Source organism: Micromonospora sp. (assembly GCF_048594385.1).
Classification (GTDB): Bacteria; Actinomycetota; Actinomycetes; order Mycobacteriales; family Micromonosporaceae; genus Micromonospora; species Micromonospora wenchangensis.
Window position 1 is genome coordinate 1 of record NZ_JBMDWU010000532.1, and the last position, 20,871, is coordinate 20,871.

Genomic DNA, 20,871 nt, shown 5'->3' on the forward strand with positions numbered 1-20,871 from the left:
CTGCTGGCCTTCCTCCTGGTCGCCTTCTTCATCTGGTTGGCGGAGAACATCGCCACCTGGTCGCAGGCGTGGCTCTATCCCGGTCAGGTGGCCGGGTGGGACCCGGTGTCGCCGACGAAGCTCGCCTCGTGGTTCCTCCTCATGATCATCTCGGTGGTCCTGGTCACCTGGGTCTCGCCACCCCGACCGCCGCAGCCGGAACGTGCCACCGACGGGGGCCGGTCGGCGGTGCCGCCCGTGCCCGGGTCAGCGCAGCCGGCGGGCGGTGAACCGGGCCGGCGGGTCGGCGATGGCGTCCTGGGCGGCGACCAGTTGGATCTCCCGGGTGCCCGCCGCGAGGGTCCGCTCCAGCACGGTGAAGACCGAGGAGATGGTGCGTTCCAGCGCGGTCGCCGGTGAGCCCGTCGTCCGCAGGTGGGCCAGGTAGAGCGCGGCGGTGACGTCGCCACCGCCGTTGGGGTTGATCGGCAGCAGCGGCGTGGTCACCGCCCAGGCGCCCTCGTCTGAGACGGCCACCACCTCCAGCGAGCCGGCCGGCACGTCGTCGTGCAGCACGCTGGTCACCAGCACGTCCCGGGGGCCGGTGGCGCGGACCACGTCGACGGCGTCCAACACGGCGGGCAGCGAGGTGGTCGTCCGGCCGGCGAGGTAGTCCAGCTCGAAGTGGTTCGGGGTGATGATGTCGGCGCGCGGGACCACCACGTCACGCAGGTACTCCGGAATGCCGGGCCGGACGAACATCCCCCGCCCGGTGTCGCCCATCACCGGGTCGCAGCAGTACACCGCGTCCGGGTTGGCGGCCCGCACCCGGTCGGCCGCGGCGAGGATGACCGCACCCATCGCCGGATCACCCTGGTAGCCCGACAGCACCGCGTCGGCGGTGCCGAGCACCCCCCGGTCGGCGATGCCCTCGATCACCTCCGCCACGTCGGCCGGGGCCAGCAGCGGCCCGCGCCACGCGCCGTACCCGGTGTGGTTGGAGAAGTGCACGGTCAGCACCGGCCAGACCTCGTGCCCGAGGCGCTGGAGGGGGAACACGGCCGCCGAGTTGCCGACGTGGCCGTAGGCGACCGAGGACTGGATGGACAGGATCTTCACCGGCCCATCATGGCCGTTCCCCCCGACACCGCGGGTACGGGCCCACCGATTCGCCTTCCGCGTCGCCGACCTCCCGGGTCGCACCGGGGGGCGGTGGCGGTTCCGGCCGGCCCCGGCGGTGCAGGGGGGGTCGGCCGGAACCGTGCTCAGGTCAGGTCGAGGGTGTACTGCGCGGTGTGCACCGTCCCGTCGACCTGGAAGTCGAAGAACGCCCGGTAGCGGCCCGCGCTCGGGGCGGTCAGCCAGAACCGCACCGTCCCGTCCACCAGTTCCTGGTCCGGGTGGACGTGCACGTAGCCCAGGTCACCCTCGCGCACCACCACCAGGTGCCCGTACGCCCCCAGGTAGCGCTCCAGGCGGGCCGGGTCGACGCCGTCGAGCCGGAAGGACAGCGGCACCGTCACCCCCACCGTGGGGGTGCCGCCCATGGTGACCGTGAACGGCCCGGCCGTCGACTGCGACGCGGCCGGCGGCAGCGGGACCGGGGCGTGCGCGCCGGGCACCTGGTGGTCGACCCCCAGCACCAGCGGGACCGTGGTGCCGTCGGCGCCGGTCACCGAGAAGTCGGCGTAGATGCGGTAGCCGCCGGGCCGGGTCAGCGTCAGCGGGACGCTCCAGGTGCCGTCCGCCGCCATGGTCGGGTGCAGGTGCTGGTAGCCGCTCAGGTCCCGCCCCACCACGACCATGTGCAGCGGCTTGTCGTGGACGACCGCGAACCGGGTCGCCGCCTTCCCGTCCGCGCCGACGATGCGGAACCGGTAGTCGGCCCGTACGCCTGCCGGTTGGGTCCGGGCCGCCGGCTCGACGGTGTAACCACCGGCGTTGACCGACAGCCCGGTCACCTGCGCCTGGGCCCCACCGGCGTCGCCGGGATGGGTGTGCGCCCCGGTGCCGGGCCCGTGCTGGTGCCCGTCCCCGGCCGCCGGCGCCGCACCGGTGGCCGGCGGGGCGGCGGTGGTGCCGTCGGCGGGCCGGGCCCCGGAGCCGATCCGGCCGAGCCCGAAGCCCGCCAGCAGGGCCACCACCAGCCCTCCGACCAGCAACGCGAGACCCGTGTTGCCCAGCCGGGACCCGGGGTGCGGCGCAGGAGCGGCGGATACCGCCACGCCGGTGCCGGAGTCCGTCGCGTCGACGTCGGCGGACGTCGCGGCGGAGGCCGCCTCGTCGGGCCCGGAGGTCGCCTCGTCGGGCCCGGCCTTGACCGTGACCATTCCCGCCGTGGCCGCAGCCGGCGCGGCGGAGGGTCGTTTCGCCTTGCCGGAGGCCGGAGCAGCCGGGGCGGCCTGGGCCGCCGCCGGGACCGCCTTGGCCGAGGCCGCGCCGGTCCTGGCGGGGGTCGTCACCGACGCGCTGACCACCGTACGGCGGGCGGCGGCCGGACGGGCCGTCTTCCTGCCGCCACCCGTCGCCTTCGACCGGTTGACGCGGGTGCCGGAGCCCGGCCGGGCGGCCGTCCCCCCAGCGCGGGGCCGGCCGGTGGGCCGGGTGGCGGGCACCGGGCGACGTCGCCACGCCGCGAAGCTGACCGCCGCCGCGACCAGCACCGCGCCGCCGGCCCAGGCCAGCCATCCGAGGCCGTTCCCGTCCTCGTCGGGGGCGGCGGCCGGCGGGGTGGCCGGCGCGGCGGCGGTCACCGGGGCGGTCGGCACCGCGGAGGCCGCCGGGCCGGCGTGGCCGGAGGTGGCGTGCTGTTCGGCGGCGGCCACCAGCGCCGGATCCGGCTGGTCGACGGGGGGCTGCCAGCCGGACGGCGCGGCGGTCGGCCGTCCGGTGTAGCGGAAGGTCATGGTGCCCCGGACCGGCTCGCCGTCGGAGGCCACCGACAGGTAGCTCACCGCGTACTGGCCGGCCGCCGGCAGGTGGGCCAGCGTGACCACCGCCGGGAAGCCGGTGCTGTACTCCTTCGGCTCGAACTTGCCGTCGACCAGCAGGTACTCCCGGACCGGCTTGTCCAGGGGCCGGGGGGAGCCGTGCCGCCAGCCGTTGTCGACCCGGCCACCGCCGGGCCCGGTGACGGTGAAGTACGCGTTGGCCGCCACCTGCTCGGTGAAGTACAGCTCCACCGTCGTCAGCGGCTCGGCCACCGTGGCGTTGGCCGCCGGGGTGGACATCGCCAGGGTGCCGTGCGCCTGCGCCGCAGTGGTGGGCAGCAGGACCGCCGCCGCGGCGAACACGAGGGCGAGCAGGCCGGCGAGGGTACGCCCGGCGGGTCCGGTGGCTGGAGGGGGACAGCGCATCGGATCATCCTCACGAAGAGTGGACTTCAATCAATAGTTCACTAACTTTTTACGCAGATGGCAAAAGTTTTGGCTATGGCGTCCCAACCTGAGGTCGGGATGATCAAAACTCGTCCCCGGCTCCGCACCCCGCGTCCGGCCGGTCACGGTGGGCCTCCGTACCCGACCCCGGTACGGATGATCCGCCGACGCCTCCCGTCCGTACCAGTGGGCGGGGATGACGCCGGGTATGCCGTACGCTCACCCGGGACCTACTACACCCCGTCGTTACCGTTGGCGGACGACGGCGGAGCACGACAGGCGGCAGAACCGGACACGGAGGTGGCAGGTGGGCGACGACGACGCGGAGATCACCGCGTGGGCGCTGGCCGCCGGTCGGGGTGACCGGGAGGCCGCGGCCCGCTTCATCCGGGCGACCCAACAGCACGTACGACGGTTCGTCGCGCACCTGATCAGCCCGGCCGAGGCCGACGACCTCACCCAGGAGACGTACCTGCGGGCCATGCGCTCGCTGCCGTCGTTCGCCGCCCGTTCCTCGGCCCGTACGTGGCTGCTCGGCATCGCCCGCCGGACCGCCGTCGACCACGTCCGGGCGGCCACCTCGCGTCCGCGTACGGTGCCGCTGTCCGAGTGGCACGACACGCCGGACACCCGGGGCAGCGGCTTCGACGGCGAGGTGGTCCTCAACGACCTGCTGCTGGCCCTGCCCGCCGACCGTCGGGAGGCGTTCGTCGCCACCCAGGTCCTCGGCCTGTCCTACGCCGAGGCGGCCGAGGTGTGCGGTTGCCCGGTCGGCACCATCCGGTCCCGGGTCGCCCGGGCCCGCGAGGATCTCGTCGCGGCGGTCGAGGGGAACCCCCGGGCGATCCGTCACCGGCCGGGAAGCGCCGCCGGCTGACCGTCGCCCCCGGGCCGCGACCGTGCCCCGGGAGCCCACGGGAACCACCGCGCCCTGCCGGCCGACTACCCGTACATGGGGTGTGAGCAGTGGCGGGAGATCCTGTCGGCACAGTTGGACGGCGAGGAGACCCCCGCCGAGCGGATCGCGGCGGACGCGCACCTGGAGGGGTGCGCGGGCTGCCGGCAGTGGTGTGACCGGGCGGCGACGGTGACCCGGCGATCCCGCCTGACGCTCTCCACCACCGACCGCTGCGACCCGACTGTCGACCGGCCCGGCCGCCTGCGGTCGACGACCCCGGCCACGGCAGGGTCGGAACCGAGGGTCACCGCGGCCGGCCCCGGTCTCGTCGACGTCGCGCTGGCCGCGCTCCCCGCCCCCCGCCGGATGCGGGACCGGGTGGTGCCGGTCCTGCGCACCGGGCTGGCCCTGATCGGCGCCCTGCAACTGGTGCTGGGGCTGGCCCAGGTCGGCCGGGGCCCGGCTGCCGGGCACGCCCACGGCGCGCTCGACACGCTGGCCTCCGGGCACCTGTGGCACGAGTCGGCCGCGTGGAACATCGCCGTCGGCGCGGGTTTCCTCTTCGTGGCCGCCCGGCGCGCCCCGACCGGGGGGCTGCTGCCGATGTTGAGCGCCTTCGTCGGCGCGCTCGTGCTGCTCTCGGCCAACGACCTGGTCACCGGCCGGGTGGAGCCGACCCGGCTGGTCAGTCACGGGTTCCTGGTCACCGGCTACCTGATCGTGGTCGCGCTGTCCCGGCCCCGGCTGCGGCCGGACGGGCCGGCGGGGCGGGGCCGGGGAGACCGGCCCGCCTGGCGGCTGCGTACGGACGACGTGCCCGCCGCCCCGACGGTACGCCTGCTGCCGCCGCACGCCGGCTCGGCGCGGACCCGCGACCGGTCGGCCGCCTGACCGCGACGCCACCCGGCCCGCCGGGTGGCGGCCGACGGCGCGTCCCGCCCGGCGGGACGGCCCGGTCACCCGGAAGGGCACGATCCCGACCGGCCGGAACTTTCGGTGACCGGTGACGGACCAACGGGACAGAGCATCGGCACAACGGAGGAAAAACCCATGCGTCCCACCGGTCCACTCGGCACGAATCGACGCGCGTCAGTCGTCTTCGCCGCCGCCACCGCCGCCCTGCTGGCCGTCGGCACCGCCGGCTGCGGCCCGGCCGACCCGGCGTCGGGCACCCCGTCGGGCGCCTCGGCACCGGCGAGCGCGTCCGCCGGGGTGATCACCATCCGGGACCCGTGGGTGAAGGCGGCCGACAAGGGCATGACGGCGGCCTTCGGGACCCTGGTCAACGACAGCGACGCCGACGTCACGCTCACCGGCGCCACCACCGAGGTGTCCGTACTGGAGCTGCACGAGATGACCATGAAGGACGGCACGATGGTCATGCGGCAGAAGCAGGGCGGCGTCGTGATCAGGGCGAAGGGCACCCACGTGTTGGAGCCCGGCGGCGACCACCTGATGCTGATGGACCTCCGCCGGCCGGTGCGGGCCGGCGACCAGGTCACCGTGACCCTCACCTTCGCCGACGGCCGGACCCAGCAGTTCACCGCCGTGGCCAAGCCGTTCACCGGGGCGCAGGAGAGCTACGCCCCCGGCCACGGCGCGCCCGAGCCGACCATGAGCGGTCAGCCGGCCCCGGGTGGACAGCCGACGACCGGCCCGACCTCGTGACCGGACACCCGCACGGGCGTACGGTGAGCCGGCGCGGCCTGCTCGCCGGCGGGGCACTGGCCGCAGGGGGCGCGCTGGCCGGCGGTGCGGTGGTCGTCGCCGGGCGGGACGGGCCGACCGGCGGGCCCGCCGTGCCGCAGCCGAGTCCGGTGGCGGCCGTCGGGGGCCTGGTCGAGCCGTTCCACGGGCCCCGGCAGGCGGGGGTGGCCACCGAACCGCAGGCCCACGCCGCGTTCGTCGCGTTCACCCTGCGACCGGGCACCGACCGGGCGGCGCTGGGCCGGCTGCTGCGGCTGCTCAGCGACGACGCGGCCCGGCTCACCCAGGGCCGGCCGGCGTTGGCCGACACCGAGGCCGAACTCGGGCTGCTGCCGGCGCGGCTGACCGTGACCTTCGGTTTCGGCCCCGGCCTGTACCGGGCTGCGGACGTCGACGACCGGCGGCCGGCGTCGGTGGCCGACCTGCCGGCGTTGCGGATCGACCGGCTCCGACCGGCCTGGTCCGGTGGGGACCTGCTGGTGCAGATCTGCGCTGACGACGCGGTCACCGTCGCACACGCCCAGCGGGTGCTGGTCTAGGACAGCAGGCCCTTCGCCACCGTCCGCTGGGTGCAGCAGGGCTTCCGGCGCAGCCCCGGCGTCGAGCCGGCCGGGCACACCCAACGCAACCTGTTCGGCCAGCTCGACGGCACCGCCAACCCCCGTCCCGGCAGCGCGTTGGACACCGCCGTCTGGGTACCCGACGGTCCGGACTGGCTACGCGACAGCACCACCCTGGTGGTCCGCCGGATCAGCATGAACCTGGAGACCTGGGACCTGCTCGGCCGTACCGACCGGGAACTGGCCGTCGGCCGGCGGCTCGACACCGGCGCCCCGCTCACCGGCACCGATGAACACGACGAACCCGACTTCGCCGCCGTCGGCGACGACGGGCTCACCGTCATCCCCGACTTCTCCCATCTCACCCGGGCCCGCGTCACCGACGACCGGTTGAGGATCCTGCGCCGCCCGTACAACTACGACGGTGTGCCCTCCCCGTAGGGGCACGCCGACAGCGGCCTGATCTTCGCCTCGTACCAGGCCGACGTCACCGCCCAGTTCCTGCCCATCCAACGTCGACTCGCCGACCGGGACCTGCTCAACGAGTGGACCACGCCGATCGGCTCCGCCGTCTTCGCCGTCCCGCCCGGCTGCCCGCCCGACGGGTGGATCGGCCAGCAGGTGCTGGGCTGAGCCGGCTGATGACGACCATGTCACCGTCGCGCCGGGTCGCCGGCCGGTTCGTCGCCGCACTGCTGGCCGGCATCCTGACCCTGTTCGTCGCCGCCACGCCGGCCCGCGCGCACAACGGCCTGCGGTCCGGCTCGCCGGCCCGGGACGCGACGCTGACCCGCGCGCCCACCGAGATCACGCTGGAGTTCATGGCGCGGCTCGACCCGACACTCACCACCATCGTGCTCACCGACGGGACGAAACGGCGTGTCCCCACCGGCGATCCGGTGGTCTCCGGCGCGACGGGAAGCGTCCGGGTGACCGGTCCCCTGCCCAACGGGACGTACACCGTCGCGTACCGGGTGGTCTCCGCCGACGGGCACCCGGTGCAGGGGTCGTACCCGTTCACCGTGGCGGACCCGGCCGGTCCGGCCGCCGCGCCGTCACCCGACCCGCCCGGCCCGTCGGCCGCCGCGGTCGCGCCGGGGCGCGGCGGTGGCCGGGCCACCGTCGTCGGCGTCACCGGCAGCGTGGTGGTGGCCCAGCTGGCGGCGGCGGCCGTGCTGCGTCGGCGGCGACGACAATCGTCACGCCCCTGAGGCGGCCCTCACCGGTACGCCGCAGGCGCTCCCGGTCCGCAGACGCACGCCGGGACGTCCGTTCCGTTGTGGACCGGTGACGTCGACGTCCCGGACATCTACCGGGAACCGCAGGGACGTCCGCCGCGACTACCTCGGCGGGCGACGCCGACCGCACGGACACCGGCCGACCCGCACGCACGGGGCGACCACCGGGCACCTCCCAACACATTCGATCGGATGGATATGTCTGTCACTGAGTTGTCCGACCCGCCGAGGCCGGAATCCGCGCCGTCCGCCGCCCCACCCGCCCGGCCGGCCCGGGGCGGGTCCCCGTTCGGCGCGCTGCTGCTGCGGCTGCACTTCTACGCCGGCGTCCTGGTCGCGCCCTTCCTGGTGGTCGCCGCGTTGACCGGGCTCGCCTACACGGTGGCCCCGCAGGTGGACACGGCGCTCTACGGCGACCGGTTGACCGTGACACAGGTGGGTGAGCGCCCGGTGCCGGTGGCCGACCAGGTCGGGGCGGCCCGCAACGCCCACCCGGAGGGCAGCGTCAGCGCGGTGCAGCCCGGCACGGGTGACCGGACCACGAGGGTGGTGTTCACGGTGCCGGAGCTTGCCGACAGGCAGCACACCGTGTACGTCGACCCGTACACCGGCCGGGTGCAGGGGCAGCTCACCACCTGGTTCGGGTCCACACCGGCCACCACCTGGCTGGACGACCTGCACCGCAACCTGCACCTGGGCGCGGTCGGCCGGCACTACTCGGAGCTGGCCGCGAGCTGGCTGTGGGTGCTCGCGCTCGGCGGGGTGGTGCTGTGGTGGCGTCGCCGCCGATCCTCCCGGGCCACCGCGCGGCACCTGCTCGTACCGGACCTGACCGCCGCCCGTGGGGTGCGCCGGACCCGGAGCTGGCACGCCACCACCGGGATCTGGCTCACCGTCGGCCTGCTGTTCCTCTCGGCCACCGGGTTGACCTGGTCCCGGTACGCCGGGGCGAACTTCGGCGCCGGTCTCGACGCGCTCGACGCCCGCGCCCCGCAGCTCTCCACCGCTCTCGCCGCCGGACCGGTCCCGACCGACACCGGCGGCGGCCACCACGGCGCCGCCGGGGCCGGCGGGGTGGTCGAGTCGGCCGCCTTCGACCGGGTGCTGACCGCCGCCCGGACGGCCGGGCTGGACGGTCCGGTCGAGATCGCCCCCGGCGCGCCGGGCTCGGCCTGGACGGTGACCCAGGTCGACAACACCTGGCCGGTCGCCAAGGACCGCGTCGCCGTCGACCCCACCACGGGCACGGTCACCGCCCGCAGCGACTTCGCCGACTGGCCGGTGCTGGCCCAGCTCAGTGGACTCGGCATCCAGGCCCACATGGGGGTGCTCCTCGGCCCGGTCAACCAGATCCTGCTCGCCGCGCTGGCCCTCGGGTTGCGCTGCGTCATCGTCTGGGGCTACCGGATGTGGTGGCAGCGCCGGCCCACCCGGGCGGACCGGCGGGCCCGCACCGGCACCGCGCCGCCCCGGGGTGGCGTCCGGGGCCTGCCCTGGTGGGCGGTCCTCGTCGGGGTACCGGTGGTGGCGGCGGTCGGCTGGGCGCTGCCCCTGCTCGGGTCGAGTCTCGTCGCTTTCCTCGTCGTCGACGCCGCCCTGGGGGTGGTGGCCCGACGACGCCGCCGGGACACCGCCCCCGACTCCCCCGTGCCGGCCGGCGGGTGACGTGCCGACGCCCGGCCGGCACGTCACATTCCCGAGGCGACGATTGACCGGCCGGGGGTCGCGCCGTTACGGTCGAACCACTATCTGCGGCGTCGCGAGGTAAGCCGGTGGGAATCCGGCGCGGTCGCGCCACTGTGAGCGGTTCCGTCGTCGACGGGTCCGCGAGCCAGGACGCTCGGTCGTCCGCAGCCTTGCGATGGGGACGCGTCATCCCCGGGAAGGTTCGAATCCCATGTCGAGTCCCACTCCTGCCCAGCCGCTGGTGCACCCCGTCGGGTCCGCCCGTCTGTGGTGGGCGGCCCTGGCCGTCGTCGGCGTACTCCTGCTGCTCACCTACCTGGTCGCGTTCGACCAGGGCGCGGTCTCGCGCAGCGGCATGTTCCTGCACGAGCTGATGCACGACGGCCGGCACCTGCTCGGTGTCCCGTGCCACTGACCCCTGCCCACAATCCACCCACCTTCGTCACCGTCCTGATCCGCGGGCTCCTCGCCGGCCTCGTCGCCGGCCTGCTCGCGGGCGGTTTCGGCTACCTAGTCGGTGAGCCGCGCATCGACGCGGCCATCGCGATCGAGGAGGCCGCCACGCACACCGGGCCGGTGGCCGACGACCACCACGGCGACGACCTGGTCGGCCGGGACGGGCAGCGGTTCGGCCTGTTCCTGGCCACCGGGTTGTTCGGGACGGCGATGGGTGGCCTGCTCGCGACCGCGTTCGTGCTGCTGCGCCGACGTTTCCCGGCCGCCGACGACGGCCGGTCGGCGTTGCTGCTGGCGGGCGGCGCCCTGCTCGGCGTGGTGCTCGTGCCGTTCGGGAAGTACCCGGCCAATCCCCCGGCGGTCGGCAACCCCGACACCATCGACCAGCGCACCGTCGCCTACCTGGCGTTGGTGGTGCTCGGCCTGGTGGCCGTCTGGGCGGGCACCCTGGGCTACCGGTCGGTCCGCGCCGACGCGCCGCCCTGGCAACGGTACGGCGCGGCCGTCGGCGGATTCGCCCTGGTCGCCGGCGTCGGGTACGTCGTCCTGCCGTCCTTCCAGGAGGTTCCGGACGACTTCCCGGCAACGCTGCTGTGGAACTTCCGGCTGGCGTCGCTCGGCACCCAGGTGGTGCTCTGGGTCGCCGTCGGTCTGCTGTTCAGCGCCCTGATGAGCCGCCGTCCCGCAGGGCCGCGCCCCGACGACCGGGCCGGCGAGCCCCTGTCCGGTCAGGCCACGCCGGCCCGCCCGTGACCTCGACCAGCCTGCGGCTGGTCGCCCACGCCCACACCGGCGCGCTACGACGGGCGGTGTTCGGCGCGGGAGACGACGACCTGGACGAGGGCGGCCGACAGGCCGCCCTCGCCCTGGCCGGTCACGGGCGGACCGGGCCACTGGGCACGGTGGACACCTGCCTGACCAGCCCGGCGAGCGCGGCGGTGCAGACCGCGTACGCCCTCGGGTTACGGCCCACCGTCGAGGCCGCGCTGGCCGACTGCGACTACGCCGGCTGGGCCGGGCGCAGCCTGACCGACGTCGGGGAACGGGAGCCCGGGGCGCTGCGCCAGTGGTGGGAGACGCCCGAGGCGGCACCGCACGGCGGGGAGTCCCTTGCCGCGCTGCGCGAGCGGGTCGGCGCCTGGCTCGACGACCGGCTCGGGCCGGGCCGGCGGATCGTCGCGGTGACCCATCCGATGGTGGTCCGGGTGGCGATCGTGCACGCGCTCGACCTGCCGATGGCCGCCCTGCCCCGGCTGGACGTCACCCCTCTGGCGGTGGTGCGCCTCAGCCGGTACGGCCCCCGCTGGCAGCTCCGGTTCGCCGCGCCGGTCGGGCCGCAGGACCGGCCCCCGCGATGACCGGCCGGTCCGCCTCCGGCGAATCCGGTGGCGGTACTCCCCGGATGGTGGCGAGACTCGACGGGTGCCAGAACAGGACCGTTTCCGCGTCGCCGTCGGTAGCTGGGCGGCCGGCGGCCCGGACTCGGCGCAGGCCGCCGTGCTCGCCCGCCGGCTGGCCGGCGACGGGCTGACCACGGTGGTGCTCGTCGAGGGGGTCAGCGACCGTGGCGCGGTCGAGGCGCTGGCCGTACGGCGTGGCCGCGACCTGCCCGGCGAGGGCGTCTGCGTTCTGCCGATCGGCGGTGCGATGAGCGCCGGCCGGTTCCTGCGGCTGCTCGGCCCGCCGGGTCTCGGCCTGGCCGTCCGGGGGCTGTGCGACGAGGCCGAGGAGGGCTGGTTCCGACGCGGCCTGGAGCAGGTCGGTCTCGGCGTCGACCTGGACCGGCCCGCGATGGAGGCGCTCGGCTTCCCGGTGTGCGTCGCCGACCTGGAGGACGAACTGATCCGCGCGTTGGGTCCCGCCGGAGTCGAGGACGTCCTCGCCGCCGAGGGTGACCTGCGCCGGTTCCGGGTCTTCCAGAATCAGCCCGCCCAGCGCGGCCGGTCCGTCGAGCGACAGCTGCGCCGGTTCCTGGGCACCACCAGCGGCCGCAAGGCCCGGTACGCTGCCGCGCTGGTGCACGCCCTCGACCCGGACCACGTCCCCCGGCCGTTGGACCGGCTGCTTCCCGCCCGGCCGCACCGCACGGACTGACCCCGACGCGCCCGGGCGGCAGGGCACGGCAGCCGGCTGCGGGGCGGCGACGGGTAGGGTCGCGCAGATGACCGGTGACCCGCCGCTGCTCGCTGCCGACGATCCGCTGGCGGTCGCGGTGAGCGGGGCGATCCGCGACGGTGACCTGACCCGACTGCGGTCGCTGCTCGGCGCACACCCGGGGTTGGCCGCCGGACGCATCGTCGACCGGGTCGGCGGGGTCCGTACCCTGCTGCACGTGGTCACCGACTGGCCGGGCCGGTTCCCACGCGGTGCCGACACCGTCGCCGCGCTGGTCGCCGCCGGCGCCGACGTCGACGCCCGGTTCGCCGGGCCGCACCGGGAGACCCCGCTGCACTGGGCGGCCAGCTGCGACGACGTGGACGTCGTCGACGCCCTGCTGGACGCCGGTGCCGACATCGAAGCTCCCGGCAGCGTGATCGCCGACGGCACGCCGCTTGCGAACGCGCGGGCCTTCGCCCAGTGGCGGGCGGCATACCGGCTGGTCGTCCGGGGAGCCCGCACCACCCTCGTCGACGCGGCGACGCTCGGCCTGCACGACCGGGTGCAGCGGGCCTGCACCGGCGACGACGTGCCGTCGACCGACGAGATCGACTGGGCGTTCTGGGGTGCCTGCCACGGCGGGCGGCAGTCCTGCGCCGGGTACCTGTGGACACGCGGCGTGCGGCTCAACCGGGTGCCGCCGTGGGAGCACCGTACGGCCCTGGACGCGGCCGTCCGGCGCGGCGCCACCGAACTGGTCGGCTGGCTGCGGGCGCGGGGCGCCGTCACCGCCGCCGAGCTGGGCCCGCCCGACGCCACCGGCTGACCCGGGGCCCACCCACCACGCGTCACGACGGGACGGCTCCGCCGGCAGGGGCTACTCCCCGGCGGCCAACTGCTCCTTGGCGTCGTCGTAGCCGGCCGCCGCCGGCGCGTCGGTCGGCGCGTAGATCACCCGGATCACCCCGGTCGGGTACACCTCGGTCGTGGTCACCCGCAGGTGGTACGGGGTGTCCCCGTCGTCGAACAGCCTGCGGCCCTTGCGCGCCGCCACCGGGTGCACCAGCAGCCGCAGTTCGTCGACGAGCCCGGCGGCGAGCAGTTGCTGCACCACGGAGATCGAGCCGGGGATGAGGACGCCGCCGACCCCTGGGTCGGCGCGCAGCGCGGTGACCACGTCGACGAGGTCACCGTCCAGGACCTCGGAGTTACGCCAGGGCAGCTCCCTCGCCTGCCGCGTGACGACCACCTTGCGCAGGTCGCCGAGCTGCTTGGCGAAGGGCGCGTCGTCGCCACCGGCGGCCTCCCGGTCGGGCCACGCCCCGGCGAAGCTGTCGTAGGTCTCCCGGCCGAACAGCAGCAGGTCGGCGGCGTCGTAGTCCGCGCTGACGGCCCGCCCCATGTTGTCGTCGAAGTACGGGAAGTGCCAGTCGGGGTCGATCTCGGCCACGCCGTCGGCCGAGATGAACAGCGTGGAGATGACCTTTGCCATCGGAAGGGTCCCTTCGGGTCGGTAACCGGACCGGCCCAGCATCCCAAACTCCTCGATCGGACACGGCCCATCCCCCGGTCGACACCTGGACCACCGCTCGGAAAAAGATCGTGGCGGGTGGTGAAACCCGGGGGCGCTTCCGGACGTCCTGAGGGGTGAGTCGGGTACCGGCGGCGACCACCGGGCCGGTACGTCGACCTGGATCCCCCACCAGAAGGAGCGAACGATGTCGACGAAACGATGGCTCGCGGGCGTCGGGTTGCTGGCCCTGACCGGCACGATGGCGGCCTGCGCCCAGGCTCGGCCCGGTGCCGACGCGCCTGTGGCCGAGCCGCAGCGCAAGCCGGCGGCCGTGGCGGTGGGGCTGTCCGCCACCCCGCCGCAGAAGAGTTCCGCCCCGCGCGGGTTCACCGGCACCCGGCAGTACACGATCGTCCGGGTCGGTTCGTTCGAGGGCGGCCTGTCGCTGACCGACTCCGGACGGTTGGCCGAGGTCGACGACGACCAGGGGCGGCAGCTGTTCGTGCCGACCCCGCTGGGCGGTGGGAAGTACCTGATCAAGTCGTACGCCCGGACCAGTGCCGGTCCGCTGTGCTGGCGGGTGCATAATCCGGGCAACAGCCAGCCGCTGGTGGTGCAGGCCGCCACCTGCCGGACCGACGACGCGCGCCAGCAGTTCGAGATCTTCGCGGCGGCCGGCAGCACGCCGTCGTACCTGATCAGCAGCGCCGGGGCGTTCCTGCGGACCTCCGCGCGCTCTGGCCTCATCCTCGAGGAGTTGGGTGACGCCCCGCCGACGAGCAGTTTCCGGTTCACCGATAACGGGCCGGCACCGGCCGGTCGGTGACGAGGGGCCGGTCGGGTCGGCCGGGGCCGCGCCCAGGCCGATCCGACCGGAACGGGGCGTGACAGGGGCGGGCGGGGCCGGGCGGGCTGCCCGCAGGCGGGGACGGGACCAGAGGCGAGCGGGTGGGTGGAGAGCGTGATCGATGCGTGACGCCGAGGAGTTCGACGCGTTCTACGCCTCGTCGGCCCAGCGGGTGCTGGGGCAGGTGTACGCGATGGTCGGCAGCCGTACCGAGGCCGAGGACGCGGTGGCCGAGGCGTACGCCCGCGCCTGGAGCCGCTGGTCGACGGTGCGGGAGTGCGACAGCCCCGAGGCGTGGGTGCGCAAGGTGGCGTACCGGATCGCGGTGAGCGCCTGGCGCAAGACGGTGAACCGGGTGCGGGCCCACCGCCGGGAGGCGGTCGCCCAGCAGGTCGATGCCGTCTCGGTCGATCATGTCGTGCTGGTCGAGGCGTTGCGGCGCATCCCCAGCGAGCAGCGCCGGGCCATCGTGCTGCACCATCTGGTCGGCCTCAGCGTGGCCGAGATCGCCGTGGAGACCCGGGCGAATCCGAACACCGTCAAGACCCGGCTGGCCCGGGGCCGCCGGGGCCTGGCCGGGTACCTGAGCGGCGACGAACACCAGACGACGGCGGGGAGGGGCCATGGGGTCTGACGACATGCTCGACGACGCCCTGCGGGGGCTGGCCCGGCACGCCGGGCAGACCGGTCGGCTCGCCACGGTCACCGAGGTCCGTCGGCGGGGCGACCGCAGGCGTCGGCAGCGGCACGTCGCGACGGCCGCGGTGGGGGTCGTCGTGCTGGGGGCGCTGGGGGCCGGTTTCGCCGTGGCCCGCCTGGCGGGGCCGCCGCAGGCCACCCTGCCCGTCGGTCCGCCCGCCACGACGTCGACGCCCCCCACGGCGACCCCGTCCACCGGGCCGACTCCGCGTACCCCGGCCACCGGCGGGCCGACGTCCGGGTCGACGGGCGCCACACCGGGTACGACGCAGGGTTCGGCGTCCGCCGATCCGCTGCGGCTCGGGCAGCGCCGGTTCGCCCTGGTCCGGTCCGCAGCCGCGGAGGGTGCGGTGTCCCTGCTCGACGACGGCCGTCTCGGTGAGGTCGACGGTGACGAGGGCCGGTCGCTGTTCGTCTTCGTGCCCCAGGGTTCCGGCACCTACCTGGTCCGGACCGCCGAACCGGACGCCGACGGCGACCTGGCCTGCTGGCAGGTCCGGTCGTCGGGTTCCCAGCCGCTCACCGTGGCAGGGGCCCCGTGCGCGCCGACGGAGCCGCGGCAGCTGTTCTCGATTGCCGTCGACGGCACGGCCGGCGGTCAGCGGACCTACGCCATCAGCAACAACTCGGCGTACCTCCAGTTCTCCAGCCGTCGCGGGCTGATCCTCGAGGAACTGGGCGACGCCCCGCTGACCACCGTGTTCCGGTTCGTCGACAACGGCCCCGCGCCGCAGGGCTGACCCCGGCGGGGCGCGGTTGGGCCGCGCTCACCGCCGGGGCAGGCTGGCCACCCAGCGGTCCAGTTCCGTCGGGGAGTCGAAGCGCAGCACGGGCGGTCCGGTGGGGTCGGCCTGCCAGGTCCGCATCCGGCGGCGGGCCCGGCCGAACGCGCCGACGTGCCAGACCAGGATCGAGTCCCGGGACAGTACGCTGCCGAGCGTCTCCCGGTTGCCGTTGCAGATCACCTCGCCGGTCACCAACCGGCTGACGGTGCGGCGCAGTAACCGCCCGAAGGACCGCCAGCGCGGGTAGTCGAGGGCGACGACCAGGTCGGCACGGGCCAGCGGCACGTCCCGCCACCCGTGGTAGGCCCCGTCGATGATCCACTGTTCGCCCCGGCAGATCTGCGTGATCCGGTCGCGTTGCTGGGCCACCGGCACCTCGACCCAGCCGGGCAGCCACAGCAGGTCGTCGACGGGGTGCCAGGGCAGTCCCAGCCGGTCGGCCAGCCGCGCGGCGAGTGTGGACTTGCCCGCGCCGTACACCCCGTAGACCAGGATGCGGGACGGTGCGCTCATCCGGGCAGCCTACGCAGCGGGTACGGGGTCCGCACGGGGTGCCCGGGGCGGCCCGGCGCGAAGGTCGCCGGGCGCGGACGGCCGGGCGTCGGTCGGCACGGCGGGCGTCGATGCCTCTTGTCGGAATCTCCCGCCGTCCATTAGTTTGTTTAACATCCAGACCAACTAGCTCCACCTCCACCTGCGAATCCACCACCAGCCCTTTCCAAGGGGGACCGATGACACCCCAGCAACCCGGCTCGACGCCCTCGCGCCGCCACTTCCTCGGCCTGGTCGGCCTCGGCACGGCCGCCATCGCCGGCGGCCCCCTGCTCGCCGGGTGCTCCGAGAAGCCGGCCGGCTCCGGCGCCGCGCAGAACCTGGACTCCTACGCCGGCCTGCTGCCGACGCAGAAGGACCTCGCCCAGAGCATCAAGCCCGACATCATCGGCACCCGACCGGTGCCCGACGGCTACACGAAGTACCCGTCCTCGTTGGTCGACGCGATCACCGAGCGGCCCGGCACCAGCGGCAAGGAGATCACCGCGATGACCCCGGCCTGGGGTCCGGCTCCGCCCGGGGTCGCCCAGAACGCCTACCTCCAGGCGGTCAACGCGGAGCTGGGCACGCCGGTCAACTTCACCATCCAGGACGGCAACACCTACGCCGACAAGCTCAACGCGATGCTCGGCGCGCGGGACGTCCCGGAGCTGCTGTGCGTGCCGGGTTGGGAGGTGCAGAAGATCCCGCGCTTCTCCGAGGCGATCAAGGTGCTCTTCGAGGACCTCACCGACTACCTCAAGGGCGACGCGGCCAACGCGTACCCGATGCTGGCCTCGTTCCCCACCGGCGCCTGGCGCAACTCGCTGTGGAACGAGCGGCTGATGGCCGTGCCCAACCCGACCGACGGGCCGTTCCCCTGGGCGTTGTTCACCCGCAAGGACCTGCTCGACGCACGCGGGCTGGCGGTGCCGGCGTCGCTCGACGACCTGCTCTCCGTGGCCAAGCAGGTCACCGACCCGGCCAAGAAGGTGTGGGCGTTCGACAACGTCTTCGACATGATCCAGATGTACCACAAGGTGCCGGCCTCCAAGCAGGGCTGGCGGCTCAAGGCCGACGGGACCCCGGAGTTCAAGTACGAGACCCCGGAGTACCGGCAGGCCCTCGAGGTGATGGCCAAGATCTACAAGGACGGTCTGGTCCACCCCGAGATCATCGCCAGCAAGGGCGCGGACAGCGCCCAACTGTTCGCCAAGAACGGCGCGATCGTCTTCACCCGCAACGGGGTGGGCTTCTGGCAGGGCGCCCAGGCCGAGCACCAGAAGGTCAACCCCAAGCTGAACATCCAGCCGGTGCCGATCTTCTCCGCCACCGGCGGCGACCCCCTGGTCTGGGGCGACGACGAGCCGATCTCCTTCACCTTCGTCAAGAAGGGACTGGGCAAGGAGCGGGTCGAGGAGCTGCTGCGGATCATGAACTGGTGCTCCGCACCGCTGGGCTCGCAGGAGGCGCAGCTGCGTGACTACGGAGTGGCGGGCAAGCACCACACCAGCACGCCGAACGGGCCGGTCAAGACCGACCTGGCGTTCAAGGAGATCGCCAACCAGTACTTCTTCATCAGCGGGCGCAACCCCACCATCGGTCCGTACCCGGAGACCCCGAACTACGTGCCGGACCTCCTGACCTACTCCAACAACATGGTGAAGTACCTGGAGAAGGACCCCTGGGACGGGGTGAAGCTGGAGATGCCGGCCGCGTACAAGGCCAACCAGGTGCCCACCGAGGACAAGTTCACCGACGTGCTGCGCGGTCGCCGGCCGCTCTCCGACGCCGACGCCATCGTGCAGGAGTGGAAGGCCAACGGGGGCGAGGAAGCGCGGGAACTGCTCGCCAAGTCCCTGCCCAAGGCCGGGCGATGACCACTCGCGACACCACCGTCGTGGGCGGGGGCGACCGGACCCGGCCCCAGCGCCCCCCCCGGCAGCCACGCGGGCGCCGCCCCGCCCGCCGTCGCCGGGTGCCGCTGCGCACCCGGCTCGCCCGGGACTGGCAGCTGCTGCTCATGGTGACGCCCGGGTTCCTCGTCCTGCTGGTCTTCAGCTACCTGCCGATCCTGGGCAACGTCATCGCCTTCCAGGACTACAACCCCTACCTGGGGGACAACCCGTTGCAGGCGTTCGCGAACAGCAACTGGATCGGCTTCGGGCAGTTCCAGCTGTTGTTCGAGGACTCGGCGTTCTGGGACGCGCTGCGCAACACCCTGGCCATCACCGCGTTCCAGTTGGTCTTCTTCTTCCCGCTGCCGATCTTCCTGGCGATCATGCTGCACAACCTGCTGTCCACCCGGTGGCGCACCTTCGTGCAGACCGTCGTCTACCTGCCGCACTTCTTCAGCTGGGTGCTCGTGGTCAGCTTCTTCGTCGCCATGCTCGGCGGCGCCGGCCTGCTCGCGCAGACCATGCGCGAGGCCGGCATGCAGCCGTGGAACGTGATGACCAACCCGGACACCTTCATCATCCTGGTCACCGCCGAGGCGGTCTGGAAGGACGTCGGCTGGGGCACCATCGTCTTCCTCGCCGCGCTGTCCACCATCGACCCCAGCCTCTACGAGGCGGCGGCGGCCGACGGCGCCGGCCGGTGGCGGCGGCTGTGGCACATCACCCTGCCCGGCCTGCGCCCGGTGATCGTGCTGCTGCTCATCCTGCGGCTGGGCGACGCGCTCTCGGTCGGCTTCGAACAGTTCCTGCTGCAACGCGACGCGGTGGGCCGGCAGGCCGCCGAGGTGCTCGACACCTTCGTCTACCACTTCTCCATCGCCACCGGGAACTACGGCTACGGCGCGGCGGCCGGCCTGTTCAAGGCGGCGATCGGGCTCGGCCTGATCCTGGCCGCCAACCGGGTCGCGCACATGCTCGGCGAACGGGGGATCTACTCGAAATGACCACGACTGTCGCACGGAGGGCCCGCGTGGGGCGCGACCGCCGGCCGGTGTGGGAGGAGCCACCGACCCGGATCGGCCAGGGACTCAAGGCCGCCTTCCTGGCCCTGCTCGTGCTCAGCGTGCTCTTCCCGCTCTGGGTGATCCTGGTGACCAGCCTGTCCTCCCGGGAGGCCCTCGCCGAGGCCGGCGGCCTCGTCGTCGTCCCCCGGGGCATCGACACCGCGGCCTACGAGACGATCTTCGCCGGTGGGGCGGTCACCCGGGCGCTGTGGATCAGCACGCTGGTCACCGTCATCGGCAGCGCGCTGGCGTTGACCGTGACCGTGCTGGCCGCGTACGGGCTGTCCCAGCCGCGTTCGGTCGGCTACCGCTGGCTTCTGGTCTACTTCCTGATCCCGTTCCTGGTCTACCCGCCGCTGGTGCCGAAGTACCTGGTGGTGACCGGGCTCGGTCTCAAGGACACCATCTGGGCGCTGATCCTGCCGCCGGCGATCAGCGTGTTCAACCTGGTCGTGGTGCGGGGCTTCTTCCAGGGCATCCCGCAGGAGCTGTTGGACAGCGCCCGGGTCGACGGGGCCAGCCACTTCCGTACCCTGGTGCGGATCGTGCTGCCGTTGTCCCGGGCGGTCATCGCCGTGGTGGGGCTGTTCTACGCGGTGAGCTACTGGAACGTCTGGTTCGACGCGCTGCTGTTCATCGACCGCAACGACATGTACCCGATCCAGCGGGTGCTGCAGAGCTACCTGCTGGCCGGCCAGGCCCCGCACACCTCCGGCGGCACCACCGGGGTGTCCATGCCACCGACCGAGGCGATCAAGATGGCGGTGGTGGTGCTCACCGTCGCTCCGATCGTCGCGGTCTACCCGTTCATCCAACGGCACTTCATCAAGGGCGTGCTGATCGGCGCCGTGAAGGGCTGACCGCTGCGGCGGGACCGGGTCGGCGGGGGTGCCGGCCCGCGTGCGACAGTGGGCGTTTGTGAGCACACTTGCCGTACGCGGGCTGACCCGCCGGTTCGGCGCGCTGGTCGTCCTCGACGACGTACGTTTCCAACTCGACGCGGGTCAGGTCGCCGTCGTCGTCGGGCCCAACGGCTCCGGCAAGACCACCCTGCTGCGCTGCGTCGTCGGGGCGGACCGTCCGGACGAGGGTGAGGTCCTGCTCGACGGCCGCCGCTGCGACGAGACCGACCCCCGGGTCCGGGCGGCGGTCGCCGCCGCCCTCGACGACATCGACTTCTTTCCCGACCTGTCCGTCGTGGAACACCTCGAACTACTCGCCTACGCCCACGGTGGCACCGCCGGACCCGTCGCGGAGGTGCTCGCCGAGCTGGCTCTCGAACCGGCCCGCGACCAGCTTCCGGCGACGCTGTCCAGCGGGCAGCGCCGCCGTCTCGCCCTCGCCTCCTGCTTCGTGCGCCCGCGCCGGTTGCTCGTCCTCGACGAGCCGGAGCAGCGCCTCGACGTCCGGGGCCGGGCCTGGCTGGCGCAGCGGCTGCTGCGGGAGAAGGCGGCCGGCACGGCGGTGCTGATGGCGTCGCACGACACCGAACTGATCGACGCGGTCGCCGACCGGCGGATCGAGATCGGCGGTTGA

Annotated in this window: 21 protein-coding genes, 2 pseudogenes and 1 riboswitch; of the genes and pseudogenes, 19 read left to right on the forward strand and 4 right to left on the reverse strand. The window is 73.9% G+C overall.

What is annotated here, in order from left to right:
* Nucleotides 1-189 (forward strand): annotated as a pseudogene (locus ACOJTC_RS27985) (DUF817 family protein); the annotation flags it as partial.
* A 57-nt stretch (nucleotides 190-246) separates the two neighbouring features.
* Here the strand turns inward: ACOJTC_RS27985 and pdxY are convergent.
* Nucleotides 247-1,098, reverse strand: coding sequence for a pyridoxal kinase PdxY (gene pdxY / locus ACOJTC_RS27990; RefSeq protein WP_204924451.1), 852 nt, complete (start codon nucleotides 1,096-1,098; stop codon nucleotides 247-249).
* A 146-nt stretch (nucleotides 1,099-1,244) separates the two neighbouring features.
* The gene (locus tag ACOJTC_RS27995) at nucleotides 1,245-3,335 is read right to left on the reverse strand and encodes a copper resistance CopC family protein (protein WP_420119126.1); all 2,091 of its coding nucleotides are present in this window, start codon (nucleotides 3,333-3,335) and stop codon (nucleotides 1,245-1,247) included.
* A 328-nt stretch (nucleotides 3,336-3,663) separates the two neighbouring features.
* Here ACOJTC_RS27995 and ACOJTC_RS28000 point away from each other — a divergent pair, with 328 nt between their 5' ends.
* The 11 genes and pseudogenes from ACOJTC_RS28000 to ACOJTC_RS28050 all read left to right on the forward strand — a co-directional run bounded on the left by ACOJTC_RS28000 (nucleotide 3,664) and on the right by ACOJTC_RS28050 (nucleotide 12,824).
* Nucleotides 3,664-4,233: a sigma-70 family RNA polymerase sigma factor gene (locus ACOJTC_RS28000; RefSeq protein WP_307826121.1), complete on the forward strand. Its 570-nt coding sequence runs from the start codon at nucleotides 3,664-3,666 to the stop codon at nucleotides 4,231-4,233.
* Nucleotides 4,234-4,308: 75 nt separating this feature from the next.
* Nucleotides 4,309-5,145, forward strand: coding sequence for a zf-HC2 domain-containing protein (locus ACOJTC_RS28005; RefSeq protein WP_420119127.1), 837 nt, complete (start codon nucleotides 4,309-4,311; stop codon nucleotides 5,143-5,145).
* Between the two features lie 159 nt (nucleotides 5,146-5,304).
* The gene (locus ACOJTC_RS28010) at nucleotides 5,305-5,922 is read left to right on the forward strand and encodes a copper chaperone PCu(A)C (RefSeq protein WP_420119128.1); all 618 of its coding nucleotides are present in this window, start codon (nucleotides 5,305-5,307) and stop codon (nucleotides 5,920-5,922) included.
* 23 nt (nucleotides 5,923-5,945) lie between these two features.
* A pseudogene (locus tag ACOJTC_RS28015) lies at nucleotides 5,946-7,154 on the forward strand (Dyp-type peroxidase).
* Nucleotides 7,155-7,162: 8 nt separating this feature from the next.
* Nucleotides 7,163-7,732: a copper resistance CopC family protein gene (locus ACOJTC_RS28020; protein ID WP_420119129.1), complete on the forward strand. Its 570-nt coding sequence runs from the start codon at nucleotides 7,163-7,165 to the stop codon at nucleotides 7,730-7,732.
* A gap of 225 nt (nucleotides 7,733-7,957) precedes the next feature.
* Nucleotides 7,958-9,424, forward strand: coding sequence for a PepSY-associated TM helix domain-containing protein (locus ACOJTC_RS28025; RefSeq protein ID WP_420119130.1), 1,467 nt, complete (start codon nucleotides 7,958-7,960; stop codon nucleotides 9,422-9,424).
* Nucleotides 9,425-9,527: 103 nt separating this feature from the next.
* Nucleotides 9,528-9,596, forward strand: a riboswitch (cobalamin riboswitch).
* A gap of 60 nt (nucleotides 9,597-9,656) precedes the next feature.
* Nucleotides 9,657-9,860: a CbtB domain-containing protein gene (locus tag ACOJTC_RS28030; protein ID WP_088644932.1), complete on the forward strand. Its 204-nt coding sequence runs from the start codon at nucleotides 9,657-9,659 to the stop codon at nucleotides 9,858-9,860.
* Nucleotides 9,851-10,654: a CbtA family protein gene (locus tag ACOJTC_RS28035; protein ID WP_420119131.1), complete on the forward strand. Its 804-nt coding sequence runs from the start codon at nucleotides 9,851-9,853 to the stop codon at nucleotides 10,652-10,654. The genes ACOJTC_RS28030 and ACOJTC_RS28035 overlap by 10 nt, the downstream gene beginning before the upstream one ends.
* The gene (locus ACOJTC_RS28040; protein WP_420119132.1) at nucleotides 10,651-11,259 is read left to right on the forward strand and encodes a histidine phosphatase family protein; all 609 of its coding nucleotides are present in this window, start codon (nucleotides 10,651-10,653) and stop codon (nucleotides 11,257-11,259) included. The genes ACOJTC_RS28035 and ACOJTC_RS28040 overlap by 4 nt, the downstream gene beginning before the upstream one ends.
* A 64-nt stretch (nucleotides 11,260-11,323) precedes the next feature.
* Nucleotides 11,324-11,995, forward strand: coding sequence for a TOPRIM nucleotidyl transferase/hydrolase domain-containing protein (locus tag ACOJTC_RS28045; protein ID WP_420119133.1), 672 nt, complete (start codon nucleotides 11,324-11,326; stop codon nucleotides 11,993-11,995).
* Nucleotides 11,996-12,062: 67 nt separating this feature from the next.
* On the forward strand, nucleotides 12,063-12,824 hold the full coding sequence (locus ACOJTC_RS28050) for an ankyrin repeat domain-containing protein (protein WP_420119134.1): 762 nt from the start codon (nucleotides 12,063-12,065) through the stop codon (nucleotides 12,822-12,824).
* A 51-nt stretch (nucleotides 12,825-12,875) separates the two neighbouring features.
* On the opposite strand, the gene ACOJTC_RS28055 is transcribed toward ACOJTC_RS28050, so the two are convergent.
* Entirely contained in the window at nucleotides 12,876-13,490 is a 615-nt protein-coding gene (locus ACOJTC_RS28055; protein ID WP_357926661.1) for a dihydrofolate reductase family protein, read from the reverse strand.
* Nucleotides 13,491-13,716: 226 nt separating this feature from the next.
* Between ACOJTC_RS28055 and ACOJTC_RS28060 the strand changes: the two genes are divergently transcribed.
* From ACOJTC_RS28060 to ACOJTC_RS28070, 3 genes are all read left to right on the forward strand, one after another.
* Entirely contained in the window at nucleotides 13,717-14,337 is a 621-nt protein-coding gene (locus ACOJTC_RS28060) for a hypothetical protein (protein WP_357926664.1), read from the forward strand.
* Nucleotides 14,338-14,479: 142 nt separating this feature from the next.
* The gene (locus ACOJTC_RS28065; protein ID WP_420119135.1) at nucleotides 14,480-14,992 is read left to right on the forward strand and encodes an RNA polymerase sigma factor; all 513 of its coding nucleotides are present in this window, start codon (nucleotides 14,480-14,482) and stop codon (nucleotides 14,990-14,992) included.
* Nucleotides 14,982-15,797, forward strand: coding sequence for a hypothetical protein (locus tag ACOJTC_RS28070; protein WP_420119136.1), 816 nt, complete (start codon nucleotides 14,982-14,984; stop codon nucleotides 15,795-15,797). The genes ACOJTC_RS28065 and ACOJTC_RS28070 overlap by 11 nt, the downstream gene beginning before the upstream one ends.
* Before the next feature lie 27 nt (nucleotides 15,798-15,824).
* Here the strand turns inward: ACOJTC_RS28070 and ACOJTC_RS28075 are convergent, their stop codons facing one another.
* Nucleotides 15,825-16,355, reverse strand: coding sequence for an adenylate kinase (locus tag ACOJTC_RS28075; protein ID WP_420119137.1), 531 nt, complete (start codon nucleotides 16,353-16,355; stop codon nucleotides 15,825-15,827).
* Between the two features lie 218 nt (nucleotides 16,356-16,573).
* On the opposite strand from ACOJTC_RS28075, the gene ACOJTC_RS28080 reads away from it, so the two are divergent.
* Genes ACOJTC_RS28080 through ACOJTC_RS28095 form a run of 4 tightly spaced genes read left to right on the forward strand, consistent with a single transcriptional unit; the run spans nucleotide 16,574 to nucleotide 20,871 of the window.
* Nucleotides 16,574-18,253: an extracellular solute-binding protein gene (locus ACOJTC_RS28080; protein ID WP_420119138.1), complete on the forward strand. Its 1,680-nt coding sequence runs from the start codon at nucleotides 16,574-16,576 to the stop codon at nucleotides 18,251-18,253.
* Nucleotides 18,250-19,275, forward strand: a complete 1,026-nt coding sequence (locus ACOJTC_RS28085) for an ABC transporter permease (RefSeq protein WP_420119139.1) — start codon at nucleotides 18,250-18,252, stop codon at nucleotides 19,273-19,275. Before ACOJTC_RS28080 ends, ACOJTC_RS28085 begins: the two co-directional genes overlap by 4 nt.
* 26 nt (nucleotides 19,276-19,301) lie before the next feature.
* Nucleotides 19,302-20,195 (forward strand): carbohydrate ABC transporter permease, encoded by an 894-nt coding sequence (locus ACOJTC_RS28090; protein WP_357926679.1) that lies wholly within the window; start codon nucleotides 19,302-19,304, stop codon nucleotides 20,193-20,195.
* A gap of 58 nt (nucleotides 20,196-20,253) precedes the next feature.
* Entirely contained in the window at nucleotides 20,254-20,871 is a 618-nt protein-coding gene (locus ACOJTC_RS28095; protein WP_204924471.1) for an ABC transporter ATP-binding protein, read from the forward strand.